The sequence below is a fragment of the Deltaproteobacteria bacterium genome (assembly GCA_016875225.1).
Lineage (GTDB): Bacteria > Myxococcota_A > UBA9160 > SZUA-336 > SZUA-336 > VGRW01.
Map to the genome: position 1 here is coordinate 62424 of VGRW01000005.1, position 17492 is coordinate 79915.

Annotated in this window: 29 protein-coding genes; all 29 read right to left on the reverse strand. The window is 68.1% G+C overall.

The window, feature by feature from the left end; genetic code table 11:
* Positions 1-1800, reverse strand: a complete 1800-nt coding sequence (gene lepA / locus FJ108_02585) for an elongation factor 4 (protein ID MBM4334788.1) — start codon at positions 1798-1800, stop codon at positions 1-3.
* A gap of 2 nt (positions 1801-1802) precedes the next feature.
* Positions 1803-2750 carry an SDR family oxidoreductase gene (locus FJ108_02590; protein MBM4334789.1) on the reverse strand — a complete coding sequence of 316 codons (948 nt, stop codon included), beginning with the start codon at positions 2748-2750 and terminating at the stop codon, positions 1803-1805.
* Positions 2743-3642 (reverse strand): dTDP-4-dehydrorhamnose reductase, encoded by a 900-nt coding sequence (gene rfbD / locus FJ108_02595; GenBank protein ID MBM4334790.1) that lies wholly within the window; start codon positions 3640-3642, stop codon positions 2743-2745. The genes FJ108_02590 and rfbD overlap by 8 nt, the downstream gene beginning before the upstream one ends.
* A 5-nt stretch (positions 3643-3647) precedes the next feature.
* Positions 3648-4319 carry an SPOR domain-containing protein gene (locus FJ108_02600; GenBank protein MBM4334791.1) on the reverse strand — a complete coding sequence of 224 codons (672 nt, stop codon included), beginning with the start codon at positions 4317-4319 and terminating at the stop codon, positions 3648-3650.
* A gap of 3 nt (positions 4320-4322) precedes the next feature.
* Entirely contained in the window at positions 4323-5990 is a 1668-nt protein-coding gene (locus FJ108_02605; GenBank protein MBM4334792.1) for an arginine--tRNA ligase, read from the reverse strand.
* Between the two features lie 33 nt (positions 5991-6023).
* On the reverse strand, positions 6024-6368 hold the full coding sequence (locus tag FJ108_02610) for a septum formation initiator family protein (protein ID MBM4334793.1): 345 nt from the start codon (positions 6366-6368) through the stop codon (positions 6024-6026).
* A gap of 2 nt (positions 6369-6370) precedes the next feature.
* Positions 6371-6958, reverse strand: a complete 588-nt coding sequence (locus tag FJ108_02615; GenBank protein MBM4334794.1) for a TlpA family protein disulfide reductase — start codon at positions 6956-6958, stop codon at positions 6371-6373.
* Positions 6934-7326, reverse strand: a complete 393-nt coding sequence (locus tag FJ108_02620; GenBank protein MBM4334795.1) for a 50S ribosomal protein L17 — start codon at positions 7324-7326, stop codon at positions 6934-6936. The genes FJ108_02615 and FJ108_02620 overlap by 25 nt, the downstream gene beginning before the upstream one ends.
* Before the next feature lie 9 nt (positions 7327-7335).
* Positions 7336-8346 carry a DNA-directed RNA polymerase subunit alpha gene (locus FJ108_02625; protein MBM4334796.1) on the reverse strand — a complete coding sequence of 337 codons (1011 nt, stop codon included), beginning with the start codon at positions 8344-8346 and terminating at the stop codon, positions 7336-7338.
* 87 nt (positions 8347-8433) lie between these two features.
* The gene (rpsD, locus tag FJ108_02630) at positions 8434-9060 is read right to left on the reverse strand and encodes a 30S ribosomal protein S4 (protein ID MBM4334797.1); all 627 of its coding nucleotides are present in this window, start codon (positions 9058-9060) and stop codon (positions 8434-8436) included.
* Positions 9061-9069: 9 nt separating this feature from the next.
* Positions 9070-9462 (reverse strand): 30S ribosomal protein S11, encoded by a 393-nt coding sequence (gene rpsK / locus FJ108_02635; GenBank protein MBM4334798.1) that lies wholly within the window; start codon positions 9460-9462, stop codon positions 9070-9072.
* Between the two features lie 7 nt (positions 9463-9469).
* The gene (rpsM, locus tag FJ108_02640; protein MBM4334799.1) at positions 9470-9850 is read right to left on the reverse strand and encodes a 30S ribosomal protein S13; all 381 of its coding nucleotides are present in this window, start codon (positions 9848-9850) and stop codon (positions 9470-9472) included.
* 3 nt (positions 9851-9853) lie between these two features.
* Complete coding sequence (rpmJ, locus tag FJ108_02645) at positions 9854-9967, reverse strand: 50S ribosomal protein L36 (protein MBM4334800.1); 114 nt, start codon at positions 9965-9967, stop codon at positions 9854-9856.
* A complete protein-coding gene (map, locus tag FJ108_02650) occupies positions 9964-10752 on the reverse strand; it encodes a type I methionyl aminopeptidase (GenBank protein MBM4334801.1) in 789 nt (262 codons plus the stop codon). The genes rpmJ and map overlap by 4 nt, the downstream gene beginning before the upstream one ends.
* Complete coding sequence (locus FJ108_02655) at positions 10749-11318, reverse strand: adenylate kinase (GenBank protein MBM4334802.1); 570 nt, start codon at positions 11316-11318, stop codon at positions 10749-10751. Before FJ108_02655 ends, map begins: the two co-directional genes overlap by 4 nt.
* Positions 11315-12631 (reverse strand): preprotein translocase subunit SecY, encoded by a 1317-nt coding sequence (gene secY / locus FJ108_02660; GenBank protein ID MBM4334803.1) that lies wholly within the window; start codon positions 12629-12631, stop codon positions 11315-11317. The genes FJ108_02655 and secY overlap by 4 nt, the downstream gene beginning before the upstream one ends.
* Positions 12628-13074, reverse strand: coding sequence for a 50S ribosomal protein L15 (locus FJ108_02665; protein ID MBM4334804.1), 447 nt, complete (start codon positions 13072-13074; stop codon positions 12628-12630). Before FJ108_02665 ends, secY begins: the two co-directional genes overlap by 4 nt.
* Entirely contained in the window at positions 13071-13274 is a 204-nt protein-coding gene (gene rpmD, locus FJ108_02670) for a 50S ribosomal protein L30 (protein MBM4334805.1), read from the reverse strand. Before rpmD ends, FJ108_02665 begins: the two co-directional genes overlap by 4 nt.
* A gap of 11 nt (positions 13275-13285) precedes the next feature.
* Positions 13286-13798 carry a 30S ribosomal protein S5 gene (locus tag FJ108_02675; protein ID MBM4334806.1) on the reverse strand — a complete coding sequence of 171 codons (513 nt, stop codon included), beginning with the start codon at positions 13796-13798 and terminating at the stop codon, positions 13286-13288.
* Positions 13799-13814: 16 nt separating this feature from the next.
* Entirely contained in the window at positions 13815-14177 is a 363-nt protein-coding gene (locus FJ108_02680; GenBank protein ID MBM4334807.1) for a 50S ribosomal protein L18, read from the reverse strand.
* A 6-nt stretch (positions 14178-14183) separates the two neighbouring features.
* Positions 14184-14729, reverse strand: a complete 546-nt coding sequence (locus FJ108_02685) for a 50S ribosomal protein L6 (protein ID MBM4334808.1) — start codon at positions 14727-14729, stop codon at positions 14184-14186.
* A gap of 3 nt (positions 14730-14732) precedes the next feature.
* Complete coding sequence (gene rpsH, locus FJ108_02690; protein MBM4334809.1) at positions 14733-15104, reverse strand: 30S ribosomal protein S8; 372 nt, start codon at positions 15102-15104, stop codon at positions 14733-14735.
* A gap of 34 nt (positions 15105-15138) precedes the next feature.
* The gene (locus FJ108_02695; protein ID MBM4334810.1) at positions 15139-15348 is read right to left on the reverse strand and encodes a type Z 30S ribosomal protein S14; all 210 of its coding nucleotides are present in this window, start codon (positions 15346-15348) and stop codon (positions 15139-15141) included.
* Positions 15349-15354: 6 nt separating this feature from the next.
* Entirely contained in the window at positions 15355-15894 is a 540-nt protein-coding gene (gene rplE, locus FJ108_02700; GenBank protein ID MBM4334811.1) for a 50S ribosomal protein L5, read from the reverse strand.
* 58 nt (positions 15895-15952) lie between these two features.
* On the reverse strand, positions 15953-16264 hold the full coding sequence (locus tag FJ108_02705; protein ID MBM4334812.1) for a 50S ribosomal protein L24: 312 nt from the start codon (positions 16262-16264) through the stop codon (positions 15953-15955).
* The gene (gene rplN, locus FJ108_02710) at positions 16264-16632 is read right to left on the reverse strand and encodes a 50S ribosomal protein L14 (GenBank protein MBM4334813.1); all 369 of its coding nucleotides are present in this window, start codon (positions 16630-16632) and stop codon (positions 16264-16266) included. The genes FJ108_02705 and rplN overlap by 1 nt, the downstream gene beginning before the upstream one ends.
* Positions 16629-16877: a 30S ribosomal protein S17 gene (rpsQ, locus tag FJ108_02715; protein MBM4334814.1), complete on the reverse strand. Its 249-nt coding sequence runs from the start codon at positions 16875-16877 to the stop codon at positions 16629-16631. Before rpsQ ends, rplN begins: the two co-directional genes overlap by 4 nt.
* Complete coding sequence (locus FJ108_02720) at positions 16874-17074, reverse strand: 50S ribosomal protein L29 (protein ID MBM4334815.1); 201 nt, start codon at positions 17072-17074, stop codon at positions 16874-16876. Before FJ108_02720 ends, rpsQ begins: the two co-directional genes overlap by 4 nt.
* Positions 17071-17484, reverse strand: a complete 414-nt coding sequence (rplP, locus tag FJ108_02725; GenBank protein ID MBM4334816.1) for a 50S ribosomal protein L16 — start codon at positions 17482-17484, stop codon at positions 17071-17073. Before rplP ends, FJ108_02720 begins: the two co-directional genes overlap by 4 nt.
* Positions 17485-17492 lie beyond the last annotated feature (8 nt).

Sequence of the window (17492 nt, forward strand, 5' to 3'; positions counted from 1 at the left end):
CTACTCGTCGCTCGAGAGCACGGCGAGGAACGCCGCCTGGGGGATTTCCACGCGTCCGATCTGCTTCATGCGCTTCTTGCCTTCCTTCTGCTTCTCGAGCAGCTTCTTCTTGCGCGTGATGTCTCCGCCGTAACACTTCGCGGTGACGTTCTTGCGCAGCGCCTTCACGTTCACGCGCGCCACCACCTTCGTGCCAATCGCGGCCTGCAGCGCGACCTCGTACATCTGGCGCGGGATGTGCTCTTTCATGCGCGCGATCAGCGCGAGACCGCGCCGGTAGGCCGAGTCCCGGTGGACGATGATCGAGAGCGCATCGACCGCCTCGGAGTTCACCAGCACGTCCACCTTGACCAGGTCCTCGGGCGCGAAGCCGATCAGGTCGTAGTTCATCGACGCGTAGCCGCGGCTCACGGATTTGAGCCGGTCGTAGAAGTCGACCGCGACCTCGGCCAGCGGCAGGTCGTAGCGAAGCACCGCGCGCCGGTCGCTGTGCACGATCAGATCTCGCTGGATCCCGCGCCGCTCCTCGCAGAGCTGGAGCACCGCACCGAGGTACGGCGTCGGCATGTGGATCTGCGCCAGGATGCGCGGCTCGAGGATCTCCTCGATCTCGTTGGGATCCGGCAGATCGCTCGGTCGGTGCAGCTCGAACTCGCTACCGTCCGTCCGCTTCACGCGGTACACCACGGTCGGGGCGGTGATGATCAGGTCGAGCCCGAACTCGCGCTCCAGGCGCTCCTGCGCGATCTCCATGTGCAGCAGGCCCAGGTAGCCGCAGCGGAAGCCGAAGCCGAGCGCGCCGCTGGTCTCGGGCTCGGCGCTCATCGACGAGTCGTTCAGCTGCAGCTTCTCGAGCGCCGCACGCAGCGCCTCGTAGCTGCCCGTGTCCGCCGGATACAGGCCGCTCCAGACCATCGGCTGCATCGGCTTGAAACCCTCGAGCGGAACGGTCGCGGGCCGCGCGGCGTCGGTGAGCGTGTCGCCGATCCGCACCGCTTTCGGGTCGCGAATGCTCGCCGCGACCACCCCGACCTCGCCCACGCCGACCGACTCGATCGGCTTCACGCGGAGCTGTGGAACACCGAGAAGCGTCACGTCGTGATCGCGTCCGGACGAGAGCAGCCGCACCCGCGAGCGCTTCGCGAGCTCGCCGTCGACGATGCGCACCAGCATCGTCGCGCCCAGGAACGGGTCGTACCAGCTGTCGAAGATCAAGCCGCGGAGCGGCGCATCGGGATCGCCCTTCGGCGGCGGGATCTTCGCGACGATCGCCTCGAGGATCGCGGGCACGCCCTGCCCGGTCTTCGCCGACACCGCGAGCGCCTCGTCCGCCGGAATCCCGACGATGTCCTCGATCTCGCGGACGGCGCGCTCGAGGTCGGCGTTGGGCAGGTCGATCTTGTTGATCACCGGAATCAGCTCGATTCCGGCGGCGATCGCGAGCTCGGCATTCGCCACCGTCTGCGCCTCGACGCCCTGCGCGGCGTCGACGACCAGAAGCGCCCCCTCGCACGCCGCCAGCGACCGGGAGACCTCGTAGTGGAAGTCGACGTGGCCGGGGGTGTCGATCAGGTTCAGCACGTAGTCCTGGCCGTCGGCCGCCCGGTAGCTCATGCGCACGGTCTGCGCCTTGATCGTGATCCCGCGCTCGCGCTCCAGATCCATGCTGTCCGTCATCTGATCGGTGCGGTCGCGCAAGGCGACCGTCTCGGTCAGCTCGAGCAGGCGATCCGCGAGCGTCGACTTGCCGTGGTCGATGTGCGCGATGATCGCGAAGTTGCGGATCCTGGCGGCGGCGATGCTCACGCTTTGGAACGTCCGAGCTCGGCCTCGAAATAGGGCAGCGTCCGGCGCAGGCCCTCGTCGGGCGTGACCGCGGGCTCCCAGCCGAGCACGCGCCGCGCCAGGCTGATGTCGGGCCGGCGCACCTTCGGATCGTCGGGCGGCAGGTCGCGGTGCACCACGCTCGCGCTCACGCCCGCGATCTTGGCGATCCGCTCCGCGACCTCGAGCACGGTCATCTCCTGGGGATTTCCGATGTTGACCGGACCGACGTAGTCGCAGGCGAGCAGGCGCACGATGCCCTCGACCAGGTCCGAGACGTAGTTGATGCTTCGCGTCTGCTGGCCGTCGCCGAAGACCGTGAGATCCTCGCCGCGCAGCGCCTGGCTGAAGAACGCGGGAATCATGCGGCCGTCGTCGGGCCGCATTCCGGGTCCGTAGGTGTTGAAGATGCGCACGATGCGGACGTCGACGCCGTGATAGCGGTGGTAGGCCATCGTCATCGCCTCGGCGAAGCGCTTGGCCTCGTCGTAGACGCCGCGGATGCCGACCGGGTTCACGTTTCCCCAGTACGTTTCCGGCTGCGGGTTCACCTCCGGATCGCCGTAGCACTCCGAGGTCGAGGCCAGCAGGAAGCGCGCGCCCTTCTCCTTGGCGACGCCGAGCGCGTTGTGCGTGCCGAGCGCGCCGACCTTCAGGATCTGGATCGGAAGTCGCTCGAAGTCGATCGGGCTCGCGGGCGATGCGAAGTGCAGCACCGCGTCGAGCGGCCCGGGAACGTGGATGAAGTTCGTCACGTCGTGCTTCACGAAGCGGAAGCGATCCTGGCCGAACAGGTCCTCGATGTTCCGGAGCCGGCCGGTGAGCAGATTGTCCATGCACACGACTTCCCAGCCGTCGGCGAGGAAACGCCGGCACAGGTGCGAGCCGATGAAGCCGGAGCCTCCCAGGATCAGCGCCCTACGCATCCCGTCCCTCCCGTTCCGCGTCGAGGTATCCCCCGAGCGCCTCGCGCCAGTGTGGCAGCGAAAGACCCAGCCCCCGCGCCCGCTCGAGCCCGAGCACGCCGTACGCCGGCCGCGCGGCCGGCCGCGGCATCTCGCGGCTCGGGATCGCGAGCACCTCGACGCGCGGATTCAATCCGCGTCGAGCACCCTCGTCGACGACCGCGCGCGCGAAATCGAACCACGATGCCACTCCCTCGCAGGCGAGATGGAGTCGCCCGCGGGCGCCGACCTCGACCGCTCGGAAGATCGCGCGTGCCAGCGCCGTCGTCCACGTCGGCCGGCCGAGCTGATCCTCGACCACGCGAAGCGGTCCGCCCTGCGCCGCGGCGCGCAGGATCGTCCGAACGAAGTTCGGCCCCGGCCCGAAGACCCACTGGGTACGGACGACCAGAAACTCGCCGCCGGCGCGGGCGACCGCTCGTTCGCCCTCGAGCTTGCTGCGCCCGTACACGCCGGCAGGTGCGGTCCGGGCGTTCTCGGGAATCGGCTTGTGTGCGCGGCCGCCGAACACGTAGTCCGTCGAGACGTGCACGAGCAGCGGCCCGCCCGCGCAGGCGGCAGCGAGCACCTCGGGCCCGACGGCGTTGGCCCGCCGCGCGGTCTCCGGCTCGCTCTCGCAGCGATCGACGGCGGTGAACGCAGCGCAGTTCAGGACCACGTCGGGACGAAGCCGCACTAGCGCAGCCTTCACCGACGCAGCATCCGCGATGTCGAGCTCGTCGTGGCGTGCGCCCAGCGCGCAGATCCGGTTCGCGCCCGCGAGCGCCAGGACTGCGCGGCCCAGCTGGCCGCCCGCCCCCGTCACGAGCCAACGCGAAGCCGGCGTCGCGTCGGCTGGCGAGCTCTCGGCCATCCGACTCACTCCGATGTCGCCCAGGTATCGAAGCCGACGCCACGCAAACGCTTGGCGAGATCCTCCGAGCTCTCTCCCGTGCCGGGCCGGACGCGCACGCGGAAGCGGCCGTTCTGGGCCGCAGGCTGGCTCACGTACGCGTCGAAGCCGCTGCCCCCGAGCTTTGCGACCAGCTCCTCGGCCGGCTTGCGCTCGACGAACGAGGCGACCTGCACGACGGCGCTCTGCGGCCGCGGAGCAGCCGGTGGCTCGGCAGGATCGCCGGCAGGCACGGGTGGCGGCTCGGCGACAGGAGCTGCGGCGACTGGCGGCGCAGGCTCGAGCTCGGCGGGGGGAACCCGCTCGGGCGGCGGCTCGAGCTCTGGCTCCGGCTTCGCTTCGGCAGGCTCGCCCGAGGGCTTCGGCCGTTTGCCCTCTTGCAGCTCTCCGAAGCGCTCCAGCGGAGCGCTCGCCGCGGATCCCGCCGCCTTCGCGGGGGCGGGCGTGCCGAGCTCGACCGTCTCGACCGGCCCGCGCAGCCGCTCGAGCAGAAGTCGCGGCGTCTCGGTGAGCGAGCCGATCACGATTCCGAGGCAGGCGCCCAATGCGATCAGCCCGGCACCGTAGGCGAAGCGCAGCAGCAGAGCGCCGGTCGGCCGGCCGCGAGTCCCGCGCTCCTCGTCGTCGTGTCTGGGCATCCGCTACATCCTCTCCGGCGCCTCGATGCCGAGCAGCCCGAGGCCGCTGGCGAGCGCAATTCGCACCGCCGAAACCAGGGCGAGCCGAGCGCTCGACAGCTCGCGGTCCTGTGACACCACCCGGTGCCGCTTCCCGTCCGAGACGTAGGTGTTGAAGCCGTTCGCGAGCTCGAGCAGGTAGCGCGCGATCTCCTGGGGCTCGCGCTCGTCCGCGGCGTGCCGGACCGTGTCGGGCCAGCGGCCGAGCAGCTTGGCGAGCTCGATCTCCTCGGGCGACACCAAGAGGTGAAGCGGAAGGCCGCCGGGATCGGCCGCGAGCACGAGCCCTTCGTCGGCCGCCTTGCGCAGGATGCTCGACAGGCGCGCGTGCGCGTACTGGACCTTGTAGACGGGATTGCGGTCGGATCGCTCCGCGGCGAGATCCAGGTCGAAGTCCAGGTGCGTGTCCGCACGGCGCTCGACCATGAAATAGCGGAACACGTCGCGGCCGACCTTCGCCAGCACCTCGTCGACGCTGACGAACCTGGCCGCCCGCGTGGACATCTTCACGAGCTCGCCGGCCTGGCGCAGGTTCACCCACTGGTACATGACGAGCTCGACCCGGCCGGCGTCACAGCCGAGCGCCTCGAGCGCGGACTTCACGTACGGGAACTGCGCGATGTGATCCGGGCCGAGAACGTCGATCACGGTCTCGAAGCCGCGCTGCAGCGTCTCGCGGTGATAGGCGACGTCGGGGAGCAGATACGTCGCTTCGCCGGTGGACTTCACGAGCACGCGATCGCGCTCGAGCCCGAAGCCCGTCGAGCGCAGCCAGACCGCGCCCTCCTGCTCGAAGACCAGACCGCGCGCGCGCAGGTCCGCGATCGTCGTCTCCACCAGGCCGCGCTCGAAGAGCGTGTGCTCGTTGAAGTAGGAGTCGAAGCGGACCCCCAGGCTCGCGAGCGTCCGCTCGATCTCGGCGAAGATCGCCCCGACCGCGCGCTCCCGGAAGCGGCCTTCGTCGGCCGCGCGGAATCCCTCGCCGACCTCGTCGACCAGGGCGCGCGCGATCTCGACCAGGTACTCGCCCTGATAGCCCTCCTCCGGCAGCTCCGCGGCGTCGCCGAGAAGCTGCAGGTAACGCGCGCGAAGCGACTGCGCGAGCACGCGCATCTGGCGGCCCGCATCGTTGAAATAGTACTCGCGCGTGACCTTGTGACCGGTCGCTTCGAGCAGGCGCGCGATGCAGTCACCAAGCACCGCGTTGCGGCCGTGTCCGATCGTGAGCGGCCCGGTCGGATTGGCCGAGACGAACTCGACCATCACCGCCTTGCCCTGCCCCGCGTCGCTGCGCCCGAAGCAATCCCCCTCGCGCAGGATTCGCGAGACGACCGCGTGCCAGCGGTTGCGCGCGAGGAAGAAGTTCAGGAAGCCCGGCCCCGCGATCTCGGTGCGCTCGAGCACGCCGCTCTCGTCGAGAAGCGCGGCCTGCAGCAGCTCCGCCACCGCGCGCGGCGGGCGACGCATCGGCTTGGCCAGGGCGAGCGCAGCGTTCGACGCGAAGTCCCCGTGCTCGATCGTCTTGCCGGGCACGACCGACAGCGTCTCGACGAGCGCCAGCGCGTCGGGCGCATGCTCGCGCAGGACGCGCTCCGCCGCCGCCTCGAGGAGCTTCTGGACCTCGTCACGCATGGCTGGTTCGGGTAGCTCGTAGCCCGGCGGCGGTCAATCTCGCGTTCGCTCCGCCGGAGCGGGGGGGCGCGGCAATCGGACCACGATCTCGCCCGGGCGGACCATGCCCAGCGACTCGCGCGCAACGGTCTCGATCTCGACCGGATCGGAGCGCAGCCGCTCGGCGCGGAGCTGCAGGTCGGCGCGCTCCTCGTGCAGCCGGTCCAGTCGCAGATCCGCCTCGTCGAGCTCCGTCTGCAGCTGCATGACGGCGCGGAGGCCGCTGTTCGCGTCGTGGAAGAGCGCGCCCGCGGCGCCGAGAAGCGCGGCCAGAGGTCCGATCCAGAAGAGCGCCCGCAGCGACGTGCGCTGTTCGACTCCCTGCGGCTCGTCGGCCACCGCTACCCCCCTTCCGAGCTCGGACGCTCGCCCGACGCGAGCGCATGCCGGATCGCGCGAAGATAGCGCGGGTCGTCCCAATTCTGAGGGCCCACGAAGCGTTCGAGCACTCGCCCCTGGCGGTCCACCAGGAACGTCTCGGGTACGCCCGAGACCTGGTACGCGGAGTACACACGTTTGTGGGGGTCGCGCGGGATCGGGAACGTGAGGCCGAGCTCGCGGACGAATCGTTCGACCGCGGCCTCGTCCTGCTCGGAGTCCACCGAGATGCCGAGCACCTCGAAGCCCTCCGCGCGCGCGGCCCGGTACAGCCGTTCCAGCGAGGGGGCCTCTTCCCGACACGGCGCGCACCAAGTCGCCCAGAAGTTCACGAACACGACCCGACCGCGAAACGCCTCGAGGCTCGTGCTCCCGCCGTCCGCGAAGGGCAGCGAGAAGGGCGGCGCGGCCGAGCCGGGTCGCAGCGAGGGGCGGGACGGCTCCCTGAGCCAGGCGAGGACGGCGATGCCCGCCGCGAACACCGCCACGGCCGCGAGCAGGACGCCGACGCGGCTGCGATTCGGACTCAATGGCCCGCGTCGGCTCCCGATCCGGCCGACTTCTGCATGTCCACGAGCTGGATCAGCGACATCTCGGCGTTGTCACCGTGGCGTGTACCCAGCTTGAAGATCCGCGTGTAGCCGCCCGGCCGAGCGCCGTAGCGCGGAGCCAGCTGATCGAAGAGCTTCTTCGCGACGGCCTTGCTGCGGATCGTCTCGAGCGCCCTGCGGCGCGAGGCGAGCGTTCCCCGCTTGCCGAGCGTGATCATCCGCTCGGCCAGCCGGCGCACCTCCTTCGCCTTGGCCGTGGTCGTGCGCACCTCTTCGTGCTCGAGCAGCGACGTGACGAGGTTGCGCAGCATCGCACGGCGGTGCGAAGGGCTGCGGGACAGTTTTCGGTTGGCATTGCTATGACGCATGGCGTCCTCTCAGGCGTGGGCATCCTCGCGCATCCGGTCGAGCTCCTTGCGCGCGGGGAAGCTGTCGAGCCTCATTCCGAACTCGAGTCCGAGCCCGGCGAGGACCTCCTTGATCTCGTTCAACGACTTGCGGCCGAAGTTCTTGGTCTTCAGCATCTCCGACTCGCTGCGCTGGACCAGCTCGCCGATGTACTTGATGTTGGCGTTCTGCAGGCAGTTCGCGGAGCGCACCGAGAGCTCTAGCTCGTCCACCGGACGATAGAGGATCTCGTTGGGCGCCAGGATCGGCGCGGGGCCGGGCACAGGGTACTCGGCCTGCTCCTCGAAGTTGATGAAGATCGAGAGCTGGTCCTTGAGGATCTTGGCCGAGAACGCGAGCGCATCGCCCGGGCTCACCGAGCCGTCGGTCCAGATCTCGAGCACCAGCCGGTCGTAGTCGGTCTCGCGTCCGATTCGCGCGTTGGTGACGGTGTAGTTCACCTTGCGCACCGGCGAGAAGATCGAGTCGATCGGAATGGTCCCGATCGGCTGCTCCTCCTTGGCGTTCTTCTCCGCGAGCACGAAGCCCTTGCCGACCTCGACGGTCGCGGTGAGGGAGAACTCCGCGTCCTGGGAGAGGGTCGCGACGTGGTGGCCGGGCTCGAGGATCTCGACCGTCTGGTCCGGCGACGTGAAGTCGCCCGCCGTCACCGGTCCCGCGCCCGACTTCTTGATCTGGATCTGCTTCGGTCCGAGCGCGTTCGCGCGCAGCCGAACCTCCTTCAGATTCAGGATCACGTCGGTCACGTCCTCGAGGACGCCCGGAATCGTGCTGAACTCGTGCTGCACTCCCTCGATCCGGATCGAGGTGATCGCCGCGCCCTGCAGCGACGACAGGAGCACACGGCGCAGCGAGTTACCCAGCGTCAGGCCGAAGCCACGCTCGAGTGGAGCGCACTCGAACCTTCCGTAGGTCGACGAGAGATTGTCCTCGACGTCGATTCGCCGCGGTCGAATCAGCGTCTGCCAGTTTCTGACCATGAGTTCGACGTTCATGCGTCTCCTCCGGTGATGTTCCGAGATGGGTGGGAATGCAGGTGCGGGCGCGTCCGATCGCGCCCGCGTCGACTAGCGGGAGTAGAGCTCGATGATGAGCTGCTCCTGGATCGGAAGCGTGATCTCGTCGCGGACCGGATCGCCGAGGATCGTACCCTGCTTCTGGGCCTTGTCGACCGAGAGCCAGCTCGGCACGCTCCGACTCTCCAGCGCGGCGAGCGCGCCCTCGATCCGGGCGGCCTTCTGGCCGCGCTCGGTGAGCTCGACCTTGTCGCCCTTGCGCACGCGGTACGACGGTATGTCGACGCGCTTGCCGTTGACGGCGAAGTGACCGTGCCGGACCAGCTGCCGTGCCTCGGTCCGCGCAGTCACGAAGCCGAGCCGGAAGATCACGTTGTCGAGCCGCCGTTCCAGGAGCGCCATCAGGTTCTCGCCTTTGACGCCCTTCATTCGCGACGCCTCGGCGACGGTCTTGCGGAACTGCCGCTCGAGCAGGCCGTAGATCCTGCGCACCTTCTGCTTCTCGCGCAGCTGCAGCCCGTAGTCCGAGAACTTCGGCCGCCCCTGGCCGTGCTGGCCGGGCGGATAGTTGCGCCGCTCGATCGAGCACTTGTCCGTGAAGCAGCGGTCGCCCTTCAAGAAGAGCTTCATGCCCTCCCGGCGACAGAGTCTGCAGACCGAATCGTTGTAGCGAGCCAAGAGGACTCCTTAGGCGCGGCGCCGCTTCGGCGGGCGGCAGCCGTTGTGGGGGATGGGCGTGACGTCGCGGATGTAGGTGACCTTGAAGCCGGCGGCCTGGAGCCCGCGCGCGGCCGGCTCGCGACCCGCACCCGGGCCCTTCACGACCACGCCGATCTGGCGCACGCCGTGCTCCATCGCCTTCTTCGCCACGTCCTCCGCGCAGATCTGCGCGGCGTAGGGCGTCGACTTGCGCGAGCCCTTGAAGCCGACCTGCCCCGCCGACGAGGCCGCGATCGTGTTGCCGGCCACGTCGGTGATCGTGATGACGGTGTTGTTGAACGTCGACAGGATGTGCGCGACGCCGGTCTGGATGTTCTTCCGGACCTTCTTCTTGACCTTCTTTGCCTTGGCTACGCCCATCGAGCGCTCACTTCTTCGTCGCCTGCTTCTTGCCAGCGACGGTCTTGCGCGGACCCTTCCGGGTACGCGCGTTGGTGTGGGTGCGCTGACCGCGCACCGGAAGCCCCTTGCGATGGCGAAGGCCGCGATAGCAGCCGATGTCCATCAGCATCTTGATGTTCTGCTGCACCTCGCGGCGCAGATCACCCTCGACCTTGTACTGACCCTGGATCACGTCGCGAAGTCGGACGACCTCGCTCTCGTCGAGATCGAAGGTCTTCGTGGTCGGGGAAACCCCCGCCTCGTCGCAGATCCGCAGGGCCGAGGTGTTCCCGATCCCGTAGATGTAGGTCAGAGCGACCCGGACCGCCTTCTCCCGCGGCAGATCGACTCCGGCGATTCTAGCCATGCTCTAGCCCTGCCTCTGCTTGTGTTTGGGGTTCTCGCAGATCACCCGCAGCACGCCTTTGCGGCGGATGAGCTTGCACTTGACACACATCTTCTTGACGCTCGCGCGGACCTTCACGGCCTGCCTCCCTGGTGGCTGCCCGGTACACGGGTGAGAATTTCCGGTCCGTGCTCGGTGATCGCCACCGTGTGCTCGAAATGGCACGAGCGCCTGCCGTCGGCCGTGGCGGCCGTCCAGCCGTCGTCGCGCAGACAGACCTCGTACGAACCTGCATTCACCATCGGCTCGATCGCGAGCACCATCCCCTCGCGGAGCCGCTGTCCTCGACCGGGGCGCCCGAAGTTCGGCAATTGCGGCGGCTCGTGCATGGCCCGGCCGATGCCGTGACCGACGAAGTCCCGCACCACCGAGAAACCCTCGCGCTCGACGGTCTCCTGAACGGCCGCGCCGACGTCGCCCAGGCGCTTTCCGGGCTCCATCTGCTCGACGCCCGCGTACAGGCTCGAGAGCGTGGTCGAGACCAGCCGGCGGGACTCGAGGTCGACCTCGCCGATCGGAACGGTGATCGCCGCATCGGCGTGGAAGCCCTCGCAGACGGCGCCGAAGTCGATCTTGAGCAGGTCTCCCTCGACGAGCCGTCGTCCGCCGGGAATCCCGTGCACGATCTCCTCGTTCACCGAGGCACAGATCACCGCGGGAAACGGGGGGTTGTCGCCGGGCGCGTAGCCCAAGAACGACGACTCGAGCTTGCGCGCCCTGATCTCCGCGTGCGCCGCGCGATCGAGCTCGGCCGTCGTCACGCCGGGCTTCGCGATCTCGCCGAGCCGTTGCAGGATCTCGCCGACGTGCCGACCTGCCTCGCGCATCTTCTCGAGCTCGCGTTTGGATTTCAGCTGGATCACGGCCGCGCTCCGAGCGCGGCGAGAAGCCGCGCCGTGACGGCATCGAGCGCGCCGACTCCGTCGATCAGGTGGACCGCGTCCGCGTAGTGGTCGAGCACCGCCTCGGTGTCGCGCCGGTACACCTCGAGGCGCTTCTTCACCGCCTCTTCGGTGTCGTCCGCGCGACCCTCGCCGCGCCCGAGCAGGCGGCTGCGCAGCTCGTCTTCCGCGACGCGGAGCGCGAGCACGCGAACCGGCTCGCGGCCGCGCTCGCGCAGGATCCGGTCCAGTGCCACGGCCTGCGGCCGCGTGCGCGGGAAGCCATCGAGCACGAATCCCGTCTTGCAGTCGGCGCGATCGAGCCGGTCCCGCACGATCTCGATCACCACCTCGTCGGGGACCAGCTCGCCGCTGGCCATGATCGCCTTGGCGCGCTGGCCGATCGCCGAGCCGCTCGCCACCGCTTCGCGCAGGATGTCGCCGGTCGAGATCTGCGGGATCCCGAACTTCTCGACCAGGCGCTTGGCCTGAGTGCCCTTCCCGGAGCCGGGTGGGCCGGTCAGGATCAGATTCCGCTCCCGGCTCATCGTCCGCCCCGCCCGCGCAAGCGCGCGCCCTGGACGAAGGAGTCGTAGTTGTGCGCGACGAGGTGCGCCTCGACCTGTCCGACGGTGTCCATCGCCACGCCGACCACGATCAGGAGCGCCGTGCCGCCGAAGATGAACGGCACCGCGAACTGGGACTGCAGCAGGTTGGGAAGCACGCAAATCGCGGCCAGGTAGAGCGCGCCGACCGCCGTGACCCGGTTCATCACCCTTTGGATGTACTCGGCGGTTCGCTTGCCGGGGCGGATGCCCGGAATGTAGCCGCCATTCTTCTTGACGTTCTCGGCCACGTCGTCGGGGTTCAACATCACCCCGGTGTAGAAGTAGGCGAAGAAGATGATCAGCGCGACGTAGGTGAGGTTGTGTCCCCAGGTGCTCCAGCCGAAGTAGTCGTTCACGAAGTCGCCGATCGCTTCCATCCCTGTCCACTGCGCGATCTGGATCGGCAGCACGAGCAGCGAGGACGCGAAGATCGGCGGGATCACGCCGGATGTGTTGAGGCGCAGCGGGAAGTAGGTCATGCCGCCGGCGAGCTGGCGCCGACCGACGACTCGACGCGCGTATTGGATCGGAATGCGCCGCTGCGCGCGTTCGAAGTAGACGATCACGCCGACCACGGCCACCATGAACGCGAAGAGCAGGATCACCGAGATCGGCGCCAGCTGATCGGTGCGAACCATGTCCCAGACCCGCGCGAGCGCGGACGGGATGCTCGTGACGATGCCGGCGAAGATCACCAGCGAGATTCCGTTTCCGATCCCGCGTTCGTTGATCTGCTCGCCCAGCCACATGATGAACGAGGTGCCGGCGGTGAGGGTCAGGATCGTGCTGAAGCGGAAGGCCCAGCCCGGCTCGAGAACGGTGTTCGCGCCCAGCGCTCCGCCCTCGAGCGCGGTCGCCATCAGCATGCCCTGGACGACGGCCAGGATGACCGTGCCGTAGCGCGTCCAGCGGGTGATCACCCGCCGGCCCTCCTCCCCTTCCTTCTTCAGCTCCTCGAGCTTCGGGATCACGACGGTGAGCAGCTGCAGAATGATCGAGGCCGAGACGTAGGGCATGATGCCGAGCGAGAAGATCGAGAGCTGCTCGAAAGCTCCGCCAGTGAACAGGTTCAGCAGGCCGAACATCCCTCCGTCCGAGGACTGCTCGAAGTACCTGCGAATCTCGACCGGGTCGATTCCCGGAGTCGGGACCGCGCAGCCGATGCGGTAGACCGCCAGCATCCCGAACGTGAACAGGATGCGCCGGTTCAGCTCGGGAATTCGCGCGATGTTTCCGACGGCGCTCGTCGTCACGACGCGAGGATCTCCACGCTGCCGCCCGCCGCCTCGATCTTCTTGCGCGCCGAATCGGAGACCGCCGCGACTCGCAGATTGAGCGCGACGCCGAGATCTCCGCTGCCGAGGACCTTGACTGGCTCGGTGGCGCTGCGCACGAGCCCGGCTTCCGCGAGCGCCGCGACATCGACGTCCGCTCCGGATGCAAAGCGTCCGAGCGCCTTCACGTTCACGACCTGAAGCTGGCGCTCGAAGATGTTCGTGAAGCCTCGCTTGGGCATGCGCATCACCAGCGGAATCTGACCGCCTTCACGGTGCGGCTTGTGCTTCCGGCCCGCGCGCGAGCCCGCGCCCTTCGTGCCGCGGCCCGAGGTCTTCGCGCTGCCACTTCCGACGCCGCGTCCGACGCGCTTGCGCGGGCGGCGGGATCCACGGTTGGGCTTGAGCCGATCGAGCATCACTCCCCCTCCACGCGAACGATGTGGCGCACCTTCTTGATCATCCCGCGGATCGCCGGCGTGTCTTCGAGCTCGCGGACGGCGTTCGGCTTGCCGAGCCCGAGCCCCCGCAGCGTCTGATGCTGATCGGGCGCGTAGCCTATCGCGCTGCGCACCTGGTGCACGCGGATCCGCGCCGTCGACTTCGCCTTCTTCGTGCCCATCGTGCGGCCCCCTAGCTCGACGCCGCGCCGGCGAGCTCGGCGATGCGTTCCTCGCGTACGCGCAGCTGGCGGAAGGCGTCGAGCGTCGCCCGAATGACGTTGTGGTGTCGGTTCGTCCCCAGGCTCTTGGTGAGCACGTTCTGCACGCCCGCGGCCTCGCAGAGCGCGCGGACCGCGCCGCCCGCGATCACGCCGGTGCCGCGCCGCGCGGGCCGCAGCACCACCATGCCCGCGCCGAACTCGCCCTTCACCTCGTGAGGAATCGTCCCCTCGAGAAGCGGAACACTGATCAGGTTCTTGCGCGCCTGCTCGATGCCCTTGCGAATCGCCTCCGGAACCTCGTTGGCCTTGCCGAGCCCCGACCCGACCACGCCCTGCCCGTTGCCGAGCACCACGAGCGCGGTGAAGCCGAAGCGGCGCCCGCCCTTCACGACCTTCGCGACGCGGTTGATGTCGACCACCCGCTCCTCGAGTTCGTAATCGTTCGGATTCAACCGTTCGCGTCGCAGACTCTGTCGCGCCATTCGATCCTCGCTCCTGCTAGAAAGACAGCCCGGCTTCGCGCGCGGCGTCTGCGAGTGCCTTCACTCGTCCGGTGTAGACGAACCCGTTTCGGTTGAAGCTCACTTCGCGGATCTCGCGCTCCTGCGCGAGCTTCGCGATCGCCGTACCGACCTTCTTGGCCGCATCGACGTCCTTCGTCGACTCCAGGCCCTCGCGCACGCCGGGCGAACGCGTCGAGACGCCCGTGAGCGTCTTTCCCGTGATCGGATCCGTGATCTGCGCGTAGATGTGCTTCGAGCTGCGATAGACCGTGAGCTGCGGCCGCTCGCTCGTCCGCAGCTGCTTGCGAACGCGAAGCTTGCGCCGCTCGAGGAGAGCCTTCCGGCGAGAAACCTTCATGACCCGTTAGCCTCCCGAAGTTCCGGTCTTGCCGACCTTCCGGCGCACGACCTCGCCGGCGTAGCGAATGCCCTTGCCCTTGTACGGCTCGGGCTCGCGAACCTTGCGGATCTCGGCCGCGAACTGGCCGACCTTCTGCTTGTTCGATCCGCGAACGACCAGGCGTGTCTGACTCTCGGCGACGACCTCGAGGTCGGCCGGGATCGCCATGGCGACCGGATGCGAGTAGCCGATCGTGAGCGTCAGCTTCTTTCCGGCGACCTCCGCGCGATAGCCGATTCCGTTGATCTCGAGCGCCCGAGAGAAGCCGGAGGTCACGCCCGTGACCATGTTCGCGAGCAGTGCGCGCATCAGTCCGTGCATCGCCTTCGCGCGCTTGGTGTCGGCATCGCGGAGCACGCGCAGCTCGCCGCCCTCGACCTCGATCCGGCAGTGAGGCGCGAGCGCCTCCACGAGCGTGCCCTTGGGGCCCTTCACGGCGACGTTCCCGTCGGCGACCTTGATCTCGACGTTCTGAGCCAGCTTGACGGGCAGTTTTCCGATCCTGGACATCGCTCACCAGACCTTGGCGAGAAGCTCGCCGCCGACGCCGGCGTCACGCGCTTCGGTGTCGGTCATGATTCCCCGCGGCGTCGACAGGATCGCCATGCCCAGGCCGCTTCGAATCTGCGGGATCCGGTTGGCCCGCACGTAGACGCGCCGTCCGGGGCTCGAGATGCGCTGGATGCCCTCGATCACCGGGCGATCGTCGTCCCCATAGCGGATCTCGACGCACAGGGTCGGCTTCGCTGCTTCGGGATCGTCCGAGTAGCCGGCGATGTAGCCTCGTTGGCGGAGCGCGCGCGCGACTTCCACCTTGAGCTTGGACTTCGGCATCTTCACGCGCAGCAGCCGCGCACGTCCGCCGTTTCGAATCCGCGTGAGCATGTCTGCGATCGGATCGTGGATCACGTCGATTCCCTCACCAGCTCGACTTCGTGATGCCCGGGATCTTCCCCTCGAGCGCCAGCTTGCGCAGGCAGATCCGGCACAGGTCGAACTTGCGGTAGTAGCCGCGTGCGCGGCCGCAGCGCCCGCAGCGGTTGTAGTAGCGGGTTCGGAACTCGAGCTTGCCGCCGACCCGCGCCGTCCGGAGCCTCTGCTGTTGCTGCAGCTTGGATGTCTTCGCCATGACCCCTCACGTCCGGAACGGCATGCCGAGCCCGGTGAGCAGGGCCAGGCCCTCCTCGTCGGTCTCCGCCGTCGTCACGATCGTCACGTTCAATCCCCTGATCTTCTCGACCTTGTCGTAGTCCACTTCCGGAAAGATGATCTGCTCGCGCAGGCCCAGCGTGTAGTTGCCGCGCCCGTCGAAGGCGCGCGGCGAGATGCCCCGGAAGTCGCGAACGCGGGGCAGAGCGACATTCACGAGCCGATCCAGGAACTCCCACATTCGCGCCCGGCGCAGCGTCACGGTCACGCCGATGCGCTGGTTCTCGCGCAGCCGGAAGTTCGCGATCGCCTTCTTGGCCTTCTGGATGATCGGCTTCTGGCCGGTCATCCGCGCGATCTCCTCCGCCGCCGCATCGAGCAGCTTGGGATTCTGCGTCGCTTCGCCGAGCCCGACGTTCAGCGTCACTTTCACCAGCCGCGGCACCTGCATGGCGCTCTTGTACTGGAAGCGCTTCTGCAGCTCGGGCGCGACTGCGGACTTGTAGATCTCCTGCAGACGCGGCACGTAGCCCTCGATCGTCGGTTCGACCGGACCTTCGGTCTCGGCCGTCTTCTTCTTCGCCCTAGCCATCGATCGCCTCGTCGTGCTTCTTGCTCCAGCGGAGCTTGCGTCCATCGACCACACGGAAGGCCACGCGGGTCTTCTCGCCCTTGTGGACCAACGCCACGTTCGAGACGTGAATCGGTGCTTCCTTCTCGATGATCCCGCCCTGTCGCGTCGCCGCGTTCGGCTTCTGGTGCTTCTTGACCACGTTCACGCGCTCGATCGTCACGCGATCGCGATCGGGATGGACGCGCAGCACCCGACCACGCTTGCCGCGGTCCCGGCCGGTCGTGACCTCGACCGTATCGCCTTTGCGGATCCTGGCCGACATCAGAGCACCTCGGGTGCGAGCGAGATGATTTTCATGAAACGCCTGGCGCGGAGCTCGCGGGCGACAGGCCCGAAGATGCGCGTACCGATCGGCTCGCGGTTGTTGTCCACCAGGACCACGGAGTTGTCGTCGAAGCGGATGTACGAGCCGTCGGAGCGCCCGATCTCCTTCCGGGTCCGGACGATGACCGCCTTGTGCAGCTGCTTCTTCTTCACGCGGGCGCCGGGCAGGGCCTCTTTCACCGACACCACGATGATGTCGCCGATCGAGGCGTAGCGGCGCTGCGAGCCACCGAGCACCTTCACGCAGAAGACCCGGCGCGCGCCCGAGTTGTCTGCGACTTCGAGGACGGACTGCATCTGGATCACGCCAGCTTCTCCTGAATGCGCCAGCGCTTGCGGCGCGAGAGCGGGCGCGACTCGATGATCCGCACCCGGTCACCGACCTTGCACGCGTTCGTCTCGTCGTGCGCCATGAAGCGAGTCCGCTTGCGCACGTACTTCTGATACAGAGGATGGAGGACCGTGCGGCTCACCTCGACGATGACGGACTTGTCCATCTTGTCGGAGACCACGACGCCCTCTCGGATCTTCCGAAGGCCACGAGCGCTCATGCCTTCCCCTTTTCCTTCCGCTCCGCTTCGAGCGTGAGCGCGCGGGCCAGGTCGCGCCTGGCGCGGCGCAGATCGGCCGTTTTCTCGAGCTGCTGGGTCGCATGCTTGATGCGAAGCCTGAAGAGCTGGTCGCGCGCCTCGGCGACGCGATCCGACAGCTCCGTGTCGCTCAGCTTGCGAATGTCGGCGGCCTTCATGCCTCGCTCCTCTCCAGGATGCGCGTGCGCACGCCGAGCTTGTGACTCGCGAGTCGCAGCGCTTCGCGCGCCGTGGTTCGGTCGACGCCTTCCATCTCGTAGAGCACGCGCCCCGGCTTCACTGGACAGGCCCAGAACTCGGGACTGCCCTTTCCCTTTCCCATGCGGGTCTCGGGCGGACGCTTGGTCATGGGCTTGTCCGGAAAGATGCGGATCCAGATCTTGCCGCCGCGCTTCGCATGGCGGGTCATCGCGATGCGTGCGGCCTCGATCTGGCGCGCCGTGATCAGTCCGTGATCGAGCGTCTGCAAGCCGAAGTCGCCGAAGGCGAGCTCACCGCCGCGATACGCTTTGCCGCGCAGTCGGCCCTTCTGGACCTTGCGGAACTTGGTTCTCTTGGGTTGCAGCATTGGAACTC

What these genes read in the sequence shown, in the direction of transcription:
- FJ108_02600 (MBM4334791.1), bottom strand. Translation starts at nt 4,319, where the DNA reads ATGCCCAGACACGACGACGAGGAGCGCGGGACTCGCGGCCGGCCGACC.
- FJ108_02625 (MBM4334796.1), bottom strand. Translation starts at nt 8,346, where the DNA reads ATGGTCAGAAACTGGCAGACGCTGATTCGACCGCGGCGAATCGACGTC.
- FJ108_02680 (MBM4334807.1), bottom strand. Translation starts at nt 14,177, where the DNA reads ATGAAGGTTTCTCGCCGGAAGGCTCTCCTCGAGCGGCGCAAGCTTCGC.
- FJ108_02655 (MBM4334802.1), bottom strand. Translation starts at nt 11,318, where the DNA reads ATGAGCCGGGAGCGGAATCTGATCCTGACCGGCCCACCCGGCTCCGGG.
- rpsQ (MBM4334814.1), bottom strand. Translation starts at nt 16,877, where the DNA reads ATGAGCGCTCGTGGCCTTCGGAAGATCCGAGAGGGCGTCGTGGTCTCC.
- FJ108_02705 (MBM4334812.1), bottom strand. Translation starts at nt 16,264, where the DNA reads ATGTCGGCCAGGATCCGCAAAGGCGATACGGTCGAGGTCACGACCGGC.
- rpsK (MBM4334798.1), bottom strand. Translation starts at nt 9,462, where the DNA reads ATGGGCGTAGCCAAGGCAAAGAAGGTCAAGAAGAAGGTCCGGAAGAAC.
- FJ108_02675 (MBM4334806.1), bottom strand. Translation starts at nt 13,798, where the DNA reads ATGGCGCGACAGAGTCTGCGACGCGAACGGTTGAATCCGAACGATTAC.
- FJ108_02590 (MBM4334789.1), bottom strand. Translation starts at nt 2,750, where the DNA reads ATGCGTAGGGCGCTGATCCTGGGAGGCTCCGGCTTCATCGGCTCGCAC.
- rpsH (MBM4334809.1), bottom strand. Translation starts at nt 15,104, where the DNA reads ATGCTCACGCGGATTCGAAACGGCGGACGTGCGCGGCTGCTGCGCGTG.
- rpsM (MBM4334799.1), bottom strand. Translation starts at nt 9,850, where the DNA reads ATGGCTAGAATCGCCGGAGTCGATCTGCCGCGGGAGAAGGCGGTCCGG.
- rpmD (MBM4334805.1), bottom strand. Translation starts at nt 13,274, where the DNA reads ATGGGCACGAAGAAGGCGAAGTCGACGGCGCGGATCCGCGTGCACCAG.
- FJ108_02605 (MBM4334792.1), bottom strand. Translation starts at nt 5,990, where the DNA reads ATGCGTGACGAGGTCCAGAAGCTCCTCGAGGCGGCGGCGGAGCGCGTC.
- FJ108_02720 (MBM4334815.1), bottom strand. Translation starts at nt 17,074, where the DNA reads ATGAAGGCCGCCGACATTCGCAAGCTGAGCGACACGGAGCTGTCGGAT.
- FJ108_02685 (MBM4334808.1), bottom strand. Translation starts at nt 14,729, where the DNA reads ATGTCCAGGATCGGAAAACTGCCCGTCAAGCTGGCTCAGAACGTCGAG.
- FJ108_02695 (MBM4334810.1), bottom strand. Translation starts at nt 15,348, where the DNA reads ATGGCGAAGACATCCAAGCTGCAGCAACAGCAGAGGCTCCGGACGGCG.
- FJ108_02620 (MBM4334795.1), bottom strand. Translation starts at nt 7,326, where the DNA reads ATGCGTCATAGCAATGCCAACCGAAAACTGTCCCGCAGCCCTTCGCAC.
- rplP (MBM4334816.1), bottom strand. Translation starts at nt 17,484, where the DNA reads ATGCTGCAACCCAAGAGAACCAAGTTCCGCAAGGTCCAGAAGGGCCGA.
- rfbD (MBM4334790.1), bottom strand. Translation starts at nt 3,642, where the DNA reads ATGGCCGAGAGCTCGCCAGCCGACGCGACGCCGGCTTCGCGTTGGCTC.